Source organism: Leifsonia sp. NPDC058230 (assembly GCF_042882245.1).
Classification (GTDB): Bacteria; Actinomycetota; Actinomycetes; order Actinomycetales; family Microbacteriaceae; genus Leifsonia.
Window position 1 is genome coordinate 240,841 of the sequence record NZ_JBHVWM010000003.1, and the last position, 12,441, is coordinate 253,281.

Sequence of the window (12,441 nt, forward strand, 5' to 3'; positions counted from 1 at the left end):
CTACGGCTTCCCTCGGAGGTCCCACGCCGCATCACGGGCCAGACGCGCGAGCATCTGCCTGAGCGTCGCGAGGTCGTCGTCGCTCCACGCGGCGAAAACGGACGCGAGGGACCGTCGGTTCGTCTCCATGATGCGTTCACCGAGTTCGCGGCCTGCCGGCGTCAGCGCGATCAGCACGCCCCGGTCGTCCCCCGGTGCCGGCGCGCGCACGGCGAGACCGTGCTCGGTCAGGCGATGCGCGATCTTGGTGAGGTTGGCCCGACCGGTCCCGAGGACCAGTGCCAGATCGCTCGGACGCATCGCTCCGCGGTACGAGAGCTGGTTGACGATCAGGAACATGGCCATGTCGTCGACCGGGAAGTCGATCGCGTCCATGAGGCGGCGCCGCACTTCGTCGCTGTCCGCCCAGTGCACGATGGAGGCCAGTGAGACCCGCAGATCGAGTGGGTCTGCGTCGATGACGGGGGAGAGGTCGATCGACCCGCTGGTGTCCAGCCGATCCTGCCCGGGACGTGCCATGGTCACCCTTCCTTGATCGAACCGGACTCCGGTTGGTGGCGCTCCCGGACGAGGCGCACCGGGCCGAGCAGGCCGTGGTCGTGCACGTCGGTGCGCTGAGTGAGCGTGCTCTCTCCGTCGAAGATGGACATCGCGATGTCCACCACCTTGTCGTAGTACCCGCGCGCCAGCAGACGGTTGTTGAGCGAGCTCGCCACCCGGACGGTCACCGTATTCTCCCCGGCTCGCATCCCTTCGGTGATGTCGACGCGCGGGCGCGAGGTGTCGAAGCCCCGGGCGTCGCCGCCGTTCACCCGCAGGGAGCCGAGGCCACCCGCCGTCGAGCCGAGATCGAGGACGTAGCGGTCTCCGGCTCCGAGCTCGCCGTCGAGCGTGAAGGATGCGGTGTACTCGCCCACGCCGGACACCTCGGGACCGACTTCGGGGATGTCCTTCCACGATCGGAGCGGACCGGTGCCCGCCTCGAGTCGGGTGATCGCGGTGGTCGGACGCACTTCGCGCGTCTCGTAGCCGAGACCGCGGTCTTCGGCGATGAGTCGCGGCTCTCCGGCATCCCAGCTCTCGACCGCGATCGCCCAGTCCGAGAGCTCGGCGACGGTCTCTGTCGGCGTCGGAGAATCGAGTGCGGCCCCGGAGGACCTGTCGAACGTGAGCAGGGCCGTCTCACCCGGCGCGAGGGCGACAGTCACCAGCGTCCGGTCCCCATCGCGACGCACCCCTGCCTGCGGGCGAACCGTCCCGGACCACGCGTCGATCCGATGCACCTGCCCGGCCCCCGCCAGTGCGACCTCCACCTCGGTCGGCCCACCGGTCTCGTAGAGGAAGTGATAGAGGTACAGGTGGAGGAGATCCCCGTCTTCGCGGAGGTGCGTGAGCACGCTGCGGTTCACGCCCGCGAACTCGGCACGGCCGACCACCCCGAGGGTGCGCAGCGCCCCGACGGTGCGTGCGGGGTCGTCGATGGCCGACACGGTCGGCAGGGAGAGCAGCTCGGCGACGGTCGCGGCGAGTTCCTCGTCCCGCCCGTCGAGCCCAGGAGTGCGCGCCGCCGCGCGATCATGCGTGGCGTATCGGCCGTCGAGGAGGAACTCGAGTTCGCGCGCGCCGTGCACGAAGAGGACCTTCAAACCCTCTCGCGCCCACGCCAGAAGTTGAGCCGCCGCATCCGGATCCAAGGCGCTCTGATAGACGATGAGAGCCTGGTAGCCGGGGCCCGTGGGCTGCACGAGACCGTCGCCGAACGACACCTCGTCGCGGAGCAGCAGTGAGCCGTCGAAGAACTCGTAGCTCCAGCCGGCGTCCTGCATGCCGAGGTCCTGCCACCAGTGGTTCTCCCGGTTGCGCATCCAGAGGCGCCCGTAGGCGTCTTCATCGGGGATGCGGTGGCCCCGACCGTCGCTGAAGGCGAAACCGGACATGTTGTCGGTGAAGTGGTCGGTGCGCAGGATGCCGATGTCGATTCTCGGTCGCCCCTGCCGGAGCACGTACTGGTAGCGGCCGATCGCGTCGTTCCACAGGGGATAGAACTCGGCTGCCGGCTGCCGCGTGTCGAAGCGCTCCGAGAACATCGGCCACATGCCTTCGTGCCCGGGCCATTCGGTGACGCCCTCCGCTCCAGCGGGGCTGGCCCAGCCGTGGAGCACGGTCTTCGTGATGCCCGCAGCGAGTTGCGTCGCGATGATCTGATCGTAGAACCGGTGGTCGAGGATGTGGTTGCGGGTGGTCGCACCGGTCTCGGACGAGTACTGCTTGCCGAAGAGATGCGCCGGTCCCGCGAGCAACCGGTACGCGTCGATCTGCGAGGCGAACTCGAGGGACTCGGTCTCGATCCCGTCGACCTCGGGCCCCGGTCGCGTGAGCTCGAACGGCAGGCCGTAGCTGATCTCGGCACGGAGGGTCAATCCGTTCTCGTGCAGGAACGTCGCGAACGGGCGGAGCATGTTCTCGATGTAGAGGTCGGTCAGCGTGCGGACGTAGTCGAAACGCACCTTCTCCACCGTGAGCTGCTGCGCTTCGAGCGGCTCGTTGTGGTAGGTCGTACCGGCGGCCATCATCAGCACACTCCGCGTCAGGAAGGGCAGCCAAGGAAGGATGTCGTACCCGCGACGAGCGCGGAACTCGTCGGCGACCGTACGACCCCAGAACAGCCCGGCCGCGCCGAACGTCGACAGTTCGAGCGAGTCCATGTACATCTGCGCCCGCGGGTTCTTCGCGATCTGCTCCTGCAGGGCCGGGGTGAGCACGACCGTGTGCCAGTAGTCGGTCAGTGCTTCGATGCCGTCGGGGTCGAGGTAGTTGATCGTGTAGTTCACCGAGGCCGACGGCGACGCGGTCTGGCCGGTGCCGTGCATCCAGTAGCTGAAGAGCCGCCACGTTCCGTCGTCGGGGGCTGTCCAGTCGAGGTCGCCGTCGCGCACCCGACCGGTGAGATCGACGACGGAGTCGGCATCGAGGATCGCGCCGGTCACGGTCGGTTCCAGAACCCTGACGGCGATGGCGGCCACAAAGGTCTGGTCGTGCACCTCGCCACGGTGGCCGGGGAGGATGCCCTCTGCCACGAGTCCGTCGAGGTCGATCCGCGGCAGCGCGCCCTCGCGCGTCGCTCCGGCTGCGAGGTCTTCGCTGACGACGTTGAGCTCCTTGGAAGCCGCAGGATGGTCGGGATCGATCGTGGGGAGGTTCGCGTTCGACCAGTTCGTGCCCGAGGTGAAGCTCACCGACATGCCGCGCGCGGTCGTCTCTTCGACGACGATCTGCGAGTCGTGGACCCATTCCTCGGAGCCCCACCCGTAGCGGGCGTGGTCGATGTCGCCCTCGTCCATCGCGAGGAACTCCATCCCGCCGAACCCCAGACGCGCGGCCGTGTCGATCTCGTACCGCAGCGTCTCATCCGTGTGGAGCCCTTCGGCGAGCCACCACCGAAGCTCGGGTCGGAACTCGATGGGCGGGTTCTCGAGGGGGCGGCGGAAGTCGTCCATCGGCATGGGGGTTCTCCTTCGAACGCGGGATCGGACATTCCGGCGGCGAAATGCGGCCTGTCGATGTCTTCACGACACAGCTTAGTGTCCTGTGGATATCATTTCTAGCCCTGTGGAACCCATCGACAGGCTCACCCCTGTTCTGGGTGTACAGACCGGTCTTGTCCTCCATAATGCGGACACGTAGTCTCTCGCTAAGGCTGACGCGACCTACCCGACAATCGGTCGCGGGTGGCCTTCGAGAGGAACCCGTCCTCTTGCGCGCCACGCCCTGACCCTGGGGGCACAGCGTCGAACGTTGACCCGACAACGCGTCATCCGGCGCGCCCTTTTGCGAGAGCGCGCCCGTTGCGACTGCCGGATCTGACCCGAACAGATTGTGAGCACATGCCATGAACAGGTTTGCCAAAGGCGCCATCGCCGGTGCCGCCGGCATCGCCCTCCTCCTCAGCGGCGCCGGATCCTTCGCCCTCTGGAACGGCACCGCCACCGCGGCCGCCGGCACCGTCCAGTCCGGAACGATGACGATCGCCACCACCCCGGGCTCGAGCCCGTCGTGGACGGTCACGCACGGCTCGACCACGACGAGCATCGCGTCGATCAACACCTTCCGCGCCGTGCCCGGCGACGTTCTCACGCTCACGCAGAAGATCGACATCACGGCCACCGGCGACAACCTCTCGGCGATCCTGAGCATCGACCCGCTGTCGGTCACCATCGGCAACACGACCGCGAGCAGGGAGCTCGCGACGGCCTTCGCGCAGGGTATGACCGTGACGATCCCGGGCGTCCTTCCGGCCGGCATCGTCGCGGGCCCGGTCGCGAACACGTACAAGGTCTCCGGCGCGCTGGGCACCAAGACCCTCACGGTCGTCGCGTCCTCTGCGTTCGATTCGACGACCTCCGGCACCACGGCGCAGGGCGGCACGATCGACCTGTCCAAACTGGCCTTCACGCTGGCTCAGCAGTAGAGCCGGCTGCCGAGTACTGAGAGCAGGCGCTTCGATCATGGCCGGACCGGCTCGCATCCTGGGCTCCTCCGGCCTGGTCGTGGCCGCTGTGACGGGCATCCTCACCACGGTCGCGCTGCTGCCAGGAACAGGCAGCTACGCGCTGTGGAACGGTGCCGCCGTGACGGATGCGGGGACCGTCACCGCGGGAACCGTCGCGGTCGCCGAGACGGTCACGCCGTCCCTCGACGTCGTGTTCACGTCCGGCCGCACCACGAGCACCGGCGGGGTGCTCGTCACCAACACGAGCACGGTCGCCACGACCTTCACCTCCGCCGTGACGCTCGTGCCTGGAAGCTCGGCCCCCCTGGCCGCCGCGATCTCGCTCGTCGCGTGGCCCACCGCGAACACCGCATCCTGTACCACCGGCGCGGCCGTCCCGTCGGACGCATACACCGGCACATGGAGTTCCGTGGTCGCCGCGACCGGCGCCGGCGCTCTGACCGGCACCCTCGCTCCGGGCGCATCCTTCGCCTACTGCCTCCGGTCGACCATGAACGTCGCCGCGGCCGCCGGCATCACGAGCGGATCGCTCGTGAGTCTCTCCTTCACCACGAGAGTGTCCGCGGGCACCACCTGGTCGGCCGTCGCCACGACCACGGCGTCCCAGAGCTTCGTCGACTCGCTCGTCGACACGGTCGAACCATGAGCGTCTCGAGGCAGGGAGTGGACAGGGGGCGACAGGATGCACCCGAGGCTCCGCGCCGCCGCGCCCGCCATAGGTCCAAGACGCTTCTCGAGTACATCGCGATCGGTGTGAGCGCGGGACTCCTCGGTCTCGTCATCCTGCTCGCCCTCGCCGTGATCGTCGTGCCCAGGATCGCGGGCGCGACCCCGGTGACGATCCTGACGGGCTCGATGGAGCCGACGCTTCCGCCCGGCACGCTGGTCGTCGTGAAGCCGGGGCCGGTTCGGGATGTGCGTGTCGGCGACGTCATCACCTACCAGCTCCGCTCGGGCGAACCGGCCGTGATCTCGCACCGCGTGACCGCCATCGCCCGGTCGACCTCCGGTGCGCTCACGTTCATCACCAAGGGCGACAGCAACGCGCACGCGGACGCTCCCGTCATCCCTGCCCAGGTGCGCGGGGTCGTCTGGTACAGCGTCCCGCTGCTCGGCTATGCGAACAGCGCGCTCGACCAGGGTCGACGTTCCTGGGTCCTCCCCGTCGTGGGGGTCGGGCTCCTCGGCTACTCCGGGTACCTGATGGTGCGTGGCGGCATGGATGCGCTGTCCAAGCGAAAGGCACGCACGAAAGCGGCCCCGACAATTCATTGAACTTTTCGGTTCAGTGTTCTATTGTGAACCATATGGTTCACCAAGACGTTCTCGACCGGGCGTTCGCCGCCCTCTCCGACTCCACGCGGCGCCAGATCCTCGCGCGCCTCGGCGAAGGGCCGGCGACGGTGGGAGAGCTCGCCGAACCCGCCGGGATGACCCTGACCGGCATGAAGAAGCACATCCAGGTGCTCGAAGTCGCCGGACTCGTCATCACCGAGAAGGTCGGGCGGTCGCGTCAGTGCCGGCTCGGCACGGAGCGATTGGACGACGCCATGGCGTGGATCAGCTTCTACCAGCGGGTCTGGGAGCGCCGCCTCGACGGCCTCGACGCCTACTTCACTCTCACGAAAGGAATCCCGGAATGACCGAAGACAGCGCGAATCCGGATGCGGACACCATCGCCATGCGGATGACGCGCCTCATCGCCGCGACCCCGGAAGAGGTGTTCGACGCATACACGGACGCCGAGAAGCAGAAGATCTGGTTCAGCATCCTCGACACGAAACCCGGCATCGTCGAGATCACCACCGACCTGCGGGTCGGCGGGCAGCAGACGGCCGTCTGGGGACCGGACGAGAATTCGCTGTTCCGCGAGACGCAGACCTTTCTCGAGATCGACCGTCCGAACCGCCTCGTCACGGAATCGTCCGGGTCGGGTCCCGACGGCATGACGATGACCACCCGTATCGAGCTGACTTTCGAGCCGCAGGGGAGCGGCACCCTGGTGACGGTCGTCCAGTCCGGCTTCCCGGTGCCCGAGGTGCGCGACTTCTTCCAGAGCCAGGTGTGGGTCGGCGCATTCGACCGCATCGAGGCGTTTCTGGCGCAGCAGAACGGGAGCCGGTCATAGAAAAGTTTCGCAAAAGCGTGTAAATCTTGACTCCGGCGATCGAGCGACGTTAGCGTGGGCAATCGTTCCCCAAACAGTCAGTCAGAAAGCCGAGTCAATGCCTCACATCCGCGTCGATATGCACACCTCCCACCGCCCGCGCATGGCGCAGATCTCGGATGCATTGCACCAGAGCCTCGTCGACGGTCTGGACATGCCGAGCGACGACCTCTTCCAGATCTTCACGCTCCACGAGACCGGCGAGCTGGTCTTCAGCCGCACCTTCCCGGAGGCGGACCGCGACGACATCATCTTCATCCAGGTGCTCGCCTCCTACGGCTACACCCCCGAGCTGAAACAGCGGATGTACGCGTCGATGGTCGAGAACATGGCGGCGATCGGCATCCGGCAGGACACGCTGCTCGTCTCGATCGTCGAGATCGAAGGCGCCACGAACTGGCACTCGCCGGCCGTGCCCGTCGCGGTCTAGCCGCGAGGCGCGGCCGTACTGCCGCGCACCACCAGTGACGTCATGAGCTCGAGCCTGTCCACGGTCAGGCTCGGCTCCTGACGGAGCCGGACCACCAGCTTCGCTGCCTCCTTGGCCATCTCCTGGAGCGGCTGCCGGATCGTCGTGAGCGGCGGCCCCGCCCAGCGGGCGAGCGGGAGGTCGTCGTAACCGACGATCGAGAGCTCCTCCGGGATGCTGATCCCGAGCTCGCGCGCCGCCTCGTAGGCTCCGAGCGCCTTGATGTCGCTCGTCGCGAAGATCGCGGTCGGCCGGTCGGCGCGGTCGAGCAGCAGGCGGCCGGGCTCCGGGCTCGCCTCCATCGGGAACTCCTGGGCGATGATCAGGGCATCGTCGACCGGGAGGTTCGCAGCGCGCATCGCAGAGCGGAATCCGTCGACCCGCGCCTGCGTGGCCATGAGGTCGTCGGGCCCGGCGATCACGCCGATCCTGGTGTGCCCGAGCTCGATCAGGTGACGAGCGGCGGCCATGCCGCCCGACCAGTTGGTCGACCCGATGGAGGGGACATCCGGCGCCGGATCGCCCGCCGGGTCGACGATCACGAAGGGCACGTTGCGGGCGCGGAGCTCGAACTTGTCGCTCGGCGGCATGTCCGAGGCCACCAGGATGACGCCGGCCGGCTGCCGCAGGGACACCGCCTTGGCCCACCCCGGTGCGACCCCGTGCCGCACGCCGCTCTCCGACACCGCCACCGTGAGGTCGTGCTCGTGGGCGATGCGAACAGCGCCCCGAACGAGTTCGATCGCCCACTCGCCGTCGAGCGACTCGCAGACGAGCTCGATCTGCGGCGCGTACGTTCGCTCGGTCCCGCGTTTGCGGTACCCGTTCCGGCGTAGTGCGTGCATGACGCGCTCGCGCGTCTCTGCGGCGACGCCGGGGCGGTCGTTCAGCACTTTGGATGCGGTGGCCACCGACACGGCAGCCTCGAGCGCGACGGCTTCGAGTGTCGCGCGGGGCAGGTGCGGGGTGACCGGGGAGTCTGTCGGCATGCGCATCATCCTAGGGCTTCCTGTGATTTTCGAGGCTCATTTCTTCGAAAACTTTCGGATATTTCTAAAAAACTTGACGACGCTCGATCGTCCCGCCTAGCGTTGGCAAAATCCGACCGGTCCACCCGACCATCCCGCCCGGAAGACACCCCGCGGACGAGTCGGAGCCGATTGCATCACAGCCAAGGCGCAGGAGCGCCGACCTCACCAAGGAGAACAAAGATGTTTGAGCGTTTCAGCGCCGCGCGCCGTCGGAAGGGAGCGATCGCGACTGCCGCCGCTGTCGCGGCCCTCGCCCTCGCCCTCACCGGGTGCAGCGGATCGGGCGGTGGCAGCACCACCGACTCGGCCACATCCGGATCCATCACCTGGTGGGGCTGGACGCCCGAGATCGGCGTCGGCAAGCAGTACATCCAGGAGTTCAACAAGGTCTACCCGAACATCAAGGTGACCTACAAGCAGGTCGCGACGGCCAGCTACGACTCCGCGATCCGGCCGGCCCTGGCCTCCTCCGTCGGCCCCGACGTGTTCAACATGGCACCGGGCGGCGGAATCGGCTCGATCCAGGCCTACCAGGGCTCGGCGATCGACCTGACCCCGGCGATCACGAAGGCGCTCGGCTCCGACTGGAAGTCGAAGGTCGCAGCGATCGGCCCCGCGGGTCTGACGACCAAGGACGGCAAACTCGCCGCCCTGTCCGTCGGCTCCACCTTCGCCGGCCCGATCTGGATCAACCCCGACCTCTTCGCCAAGTACGGCCTCACCCCGCCGAAGACCTTCGACGAGTGGGTGGATGTGTGCAAGCAGTTCGCCGCCCAGGGCGCGACCTGCTTCGAGCAGGGTGCCGGTGACAACGGGTTCAACCAGGATCTGCTCCACGCCATCGCCGACAGCATCCAGCCCGGCCTCTGGTCGGACGCGGTCGCGGGCAAGGCGAAGTGGACGAACCCCAAGCTCGTCCAGGCCATGACCACGTTCGAGGACATGTTCCACAACGGGATCATCCAGAAGGGCGCGCAGGGAGCCCAGCAGTACCCCGACGTCAACAACGACTTCATGGGCGGCAAGGCCGCAATGGTCATGATGGGCACCTGGTACATGCAGTACTCGACCGTGGCCGGCGCGGATGCGGCCGTGTCCGCATCCGGAGTCGCGAACGCCAAGCCCTTCCCGATCGTCTCGATCCCGTTCCCGGCCGTCACCGCGGCGAACAACCCGGTGCCCCTCTTCGGAGACGCCGACTACGGTCTCGCGGTCAACAGCAAGTCCAAGCACCAGAAGGCGGCTCAGACGTTCGTCACCTGGCTCGCCACCGACGAGAAGGCGCAGCAGGTCGTCGCCAACGCGCTCAACGACATCTCGGCGCTGACGAACGTCTCTCCGCAGTGGAGCGACATCAAGCTGGTGGATGCCGGCCAGCAGCAGTCGACGCTGGACACGCTCATCAAGAGCGCAGCCGACACCACCGAGCCGCGCCTGGGCGACATCGGCACCGAGCTCGGCCAGGCGATCGGAGTGGCGACGGGATCCGTCGCAGCCGGTCAGGCCACCCCGGCCAAGGCCCTCGCCACCCTCCAGTCGTCTGCGGGCGGCAACTGACATGACCCGCGAAGCTGCATCGGCCGGCACGTCCCGGAGGGAACCGCGCACCGCGGCTCGCCCTCTGGGCGTGCCGGCGGGGGCCGCCGCCAAGAGACGGCGGTTCCTTGCGCCGCAGGGCTACACCTGGGTGCTGCCGGCGCTCATCCTGTCCGTCGGCCTGATCTACTACTGCATCGGGTACACCGGGTACATCTCGACCCTCGACTGGAACGGGACGGCCCCCGACCCCGCCAGCGTGGGGCTGGCGAACTACGCCAAGCTGTTCGCCGACCCGGTGTTCTGGATGGCGATCCAGCACACACTCCTGTTCTTCGTGGTCACCTTCGTGGCGCAGACGGTGCTCGGCATCGTGTTCGCCGCCATGCTGCACTCCAAGCCGTGGTTCGGCGTGGGGTACAAGGTGATCCTGTTCGTGCCGGTCGTGCTCGCCCCGGCGATCACCGCCCCGGTCTTCCGTCAGATGTTCTCGAACGACGGTCAGTTCAACTGGCTGCTCCACCATGTCGGGCTGGGCTTCCTCGCACAGCCGTGGCTGGCGCAGCCGAGCACGGCGCTCTGGGTGATCATGTCGATCACGATCTGGCAGTGGACCGGGATGACGATGATCCTGTACTTCGCCGCGATGAGCCAGATCGAGCCTGAGATCCTCGAAGCCGCCGAGATGGACGGCGCGGGCAATCTCCGCAAACTGGTCAGCATCATCTGGCCGGGTGTGCGGGGGACGACGATCGCGCTCGCCACGCTCAGCGCGATCGGGTCTCTGAAGACCTTCGACATCCCGTACCTCGTCACGGTGGGCGGCCCGAACTTCGCGACCGAGTTCCTCGGCACGATGATCTACCGCACCAGCATCCCGCTCGGCCAGGTCGGCTACGGTGCCGCGCTGTCGGTGACCCTCGTCGTGATCGCGCTCGTGATGGGCATCCTGCTCAATGTCCGGCGTCGAGAGAAGAAGGAGGCGACGCGCTGATGCTTCGCGCTCGAACGTGGCGTGGCCGACTGACTCTCCAGATCGTGCTGACGCTCATGGTGCTGCCGTTCCTGTTCCCACTCATCGCGATGGTGCAGGGCTCGCTCGCAGGAGCGGGCTGGAAGAACTACACCACGGTGCTCGGTGTGCCCGAACTGCCCCTGTTCTTCCGCAACAGCGTGATCATCGCCGTGGCGACGATCGTCATCGTCTACGTGCTCACGATGCTCGCGGCCTTCGGGTTCTCGAAGCTGCACATCCGGGGCAAGAACGTCATCTTCTGGATGCTGCTGGCCACGCTGACCCTGCCGGGTGTGGTGCTGCTGACGCCGTTGTTCGCGACGACGACCGCCCTCAACGTCTACAACACCTACTGGGCGGTCATCCTGCCTCTCGCGGCGCTGCAGGTGCCGTTCGCCGTGCTGCTCACGCGCAACTTCATCGACGGCATCCCGGATGAGCTGATCGATGCATCCCGGATCGACGGCGCAGGCACGCTGAAGGGCTTCTGGTACATCGTGCTGCCGCTGACCAAGCCCATTGCGGCGGCGATTATCGTGTTCACCCTGATCGGCGCCTGGAACGACTACCTGTTCCCGCTCGTGTTCCTCGTCGATCCGTCGACGCAGACCATCACGCAGCTGCCGCAGTTCTTCGTCGGACAGTTCAGCAACGACCAGACGAAGGTGCTCGCCTCTGCTGTGATCACCGCCATTCCCGAGGTCATCGCGTATCTCTGCCTGCAGGGTCTGTTCGAGCGCGGGCTCTCGGCCGGCGCGCTCAAATAATGATCCGCGGCGCCGCGCGCCGCACTCTGCCCCACCTCTACACAGAAGGAACCACCTCTATGCCCCGACAACTGCGCGAAGGCCAGCGTGCCGAACTGTATGTGATCGATGTCCGCTCGGGCGAGGCCACGCTGCGGTTCACCTCGAACCAACTGCTCTTCGAGGCGCCCAACTGGAGCCCCGACGGGCGCTCACTCGTGATCAACGGCGACGGCGGCCTGTTCCGTATCGGGGTCGACTCCGGTGGGCTCGAAGAGATCGACCTCGACGGCATCGCACCGATCAACAACGACCACGTGCTCAGCCCCGACGGCGGGACGGCCTACGTCTCGAGCGACGACGGCCACATCTATGCCGTGCCGATGGAGGGTGGCGCTACGCGCCGTGTGACCAACGACAACGGCGAGGGCTTCCGGCACTACCTGCACGGAGTCTCGCCCGACGGGCTGACGCTCGCCTACATCGGCCTCGAGATCGACGAAGCCGGCGTGGCGACGACGAACGTCTACACGATCCCGACCGCGGGCGGGGCCGACTCCCACGTGACGGACGACGCGTTTCACGACGACGGCTCCGAGTTCTCCCCCGACGGGGAGTGGATCTACTTCAACTCCGAGCGCGGGTCGACGGCCGCAGGGCACGCGCAGCTCTTCCGTATCCCCGTCGCCGGTGGTGAGCCGGAGCAACTGACCCACGACGAACGCGTGAACTGGTTCCCGCACGTCTCGCCGGACGGCCGGTCGATCGCCTACGTCAGCTTCCCTCCCGGAACGGAGGGGCACCCGGCCGACCTCGATGTGATCGTGCGGTTGAAGGATGAGACCGGCGCGATCCGCGACCTCGCCGCGGTCTTCGGCGGTCAGGGCACCATGAACGTGCCGAGCTGGGATCCGGCGGGCGAGCGCATCGCGATCGTCGCCTACCCGCTCGCCGGCTAACACGCGCA

General features: G+C 67.3%; 13 protein-coding genes. 10 read left to right on the forward strand and 3 right to left on the reverse strand.

Annotated features, from left to right (window positions below; genetic code table 11):
* Both ACFVV0_RS10990 and ACFVV0_RS10995 read right to left on the reverse strand, forming a co-directional pair.
* The gene (locus ACFVV0_RS10990; protein ID WP_387062445.1) at window positions 1-519 is read right to left on the reverse strand and encodes a MarR family winged helix-turn-helix transcriptional regulator; all 519 of its coding nucleotides are present in this window, start codon (window positions 517-519) and stop codon (window positions 1-3) included.
* A 2-nt stretch (window positions 520-521) separates the two neighbouring features.
* Window positions 522-3,503 carry a glycosyl hydrolase gene (locus tag ACFVV0_RS10995; RefSeq protein ID WP_387062448.1) on the reverse strand — a complete coding sequence of 994 codons (2,982 nt, stop codon included), beginning with the start codon at window positions 3,501-3,503 and terminating at the stop codon, window positions 522-524.
* A 386-nt stretch (window positions 3,504-3,889) separates the two neighbouring features.
* Here ACFVV0_RS10995 and ACFVV0_RS11000 point away from each other — a divergent pair, with 386 nt between their 5' ends.
* The 6 genes from ACFVV0_RS11000 to ACFVV0_RS11025 all read left to right on the forward strand — a co-directional run bounded on the left by ACFVV0_RS11000 (window position 3,890) and on the right by ACFVV0_RS11025 (window position 7,107).
* Window positions 3,890-4,468, forward strand: coding sequence for an alternate-type signal peptide domain-containing protein (locus ACFVV0_RS11000; protein ID WP_387062451.1), 579 nt, complete (start codon window positions 3,890-3,892; stop codon window positions 4,466-4,468).
* Between the two features lie 37 nt (window positions 4,469-4,505).
* On the forward strand, window positions 4,506-5,156 hold the full coding sequence (locus ACFVV0_RS11005) for a hypothetical protein (protein WP_387062454.1): 651 nt from the start codon (window positions 4,506-4,508) through the stop codon (window positions 5,154-5,156).
* Window positions 5,153-5,785, forward strand: a complete 633-nt coding sequence (locus tag ACFVV0_RS11010; RefSeq protein ID WP_387062457.1) for a signal peptidase I — start codon at window positions 5,153-5,155, stop codon at window positions 5,783-5,785. The genes ACFVV0_RS11005 and ACFVV0_RS11010 overlap by 4 nt, the downstream gene beginning before the upstream one ends.
* Window positions 5,786-5,817: 32 nt before the next feature.
* Entirely contained in the window at window positions 5,818-6,153 is a 336-nt protein-coding gene (locus tag ACFVV0_RS11015; RefSeq protein ID WP_387062460.1) for an ArsR/SmtB family transcription factor, read from the forward strand.
* The gene (locus ACFVV0_RS11020) at window positions 6,150-6,638 is read left to right on the forward strand and encodes an SRPBCC domain-containing protein (RefSeq protein ID WP_387062462.1); all 489 of its coding nucleotides are present in this window, start codon (window positions 6,150-6,152) and stop codon (window positions 6,636-6,638) included. The genes ACFVV0_RS11015 and ACFVV0_RS11020 overlap by 4 nt, the downstream gene beginning before the upstream one ends.
* 97 nt (window positions 6,639-6,735) lie before the next feature.
* Window positions 6,736-7,107: a tautomerase family protein gene (locus tag ACFVV0_RS11025; protein ID WP_387062465.1), complete on the forward strand. Its 372-nt coding sequence runs from the start codon at window positions 6,736-6,738 to the stop codon at window positions 7,105-7,107.
* On the opposite strand, the gene ACFVV0_RS11030 is transcribed toward ACFVV0_RS11025, so the two are convergent.
* Window positions 7,104-8,135, reverse strand: a complete 1,032-nt coding sequence (locus tag ACFVV0_RS11030; RefSeq protein WP_387062468.1) for a substrate-binding domain-containing protein — start codon at window positions 8,133-8,135, stop codon at window positions 7,104-7,106. The genes ACFVV0_RS11025 and ACFVV0_RS11030 overlap by 4 nt on opposite strands.
* Window positions 8,136-8,357: 222 nt before the next feature.
* Between ACFVV0_RS11030 and ACFVV0_RS11035 the strand changes: the two genes are divergently transcribed.
* From ACFVV0_RS11035 to ACFVV0_RS11050, 4 genes are read left to right on the forward strand one after another with little or no spacing between them, the layout of a single operon-like run.
* Window positions 8,358-9,734 (forward strand): ABC transporter substrate-binding protein, encoded by a 1,377-nt coding sequence (locus tag ACFVV0_RS11035; protein WP_387062471.1) that lies wholly within the window; start codon window positions 8,358-8,360, stop codon window positions 9,732-9,734.
* Between the two features lies 1 nt (window position 9,735).
* Window positions 9,736-10,707: a carbohydrate ABC transporter permease gene (locus tag ACFVV0_RS11040; protein ID WP_387062474.1), complete on the forward strand. Its 972-nt coding sequence runs from the start codon at window positions 9,736-9,738 to the stop codon at window positions 10,705-10,707.
* Window positions 10,707-11,495: a carbohydrate ABC transporter permease gene (locus ACFVV0_RS11045; protein WP_387062477.1), complete on the forward strand. Its 789-nt coding sequence runs from the start codon at window positions 10,707-10,709 to the stop codon at window positions 11,493-11,495. Before ACFVV0_RS11040 ends, ACFVV0_RS11045 begins: the two co-directional genes overlap by 1 nt.
* A 59-nt stretch (window positions 11,496-11,554) precedes the next feature.
* A complete protein-coding gene (locus tag ACFVV0_RS11050; protein ID WP_387062480.1) occupies window positions 11,555-12,433 on the forward strand; it encodes a TolB family protein in 879 nt (292 codons plus the stop codon).
* The last annotated feature ends 8 nt before the right edge of the window (window positions 12,434-12,441 follow it).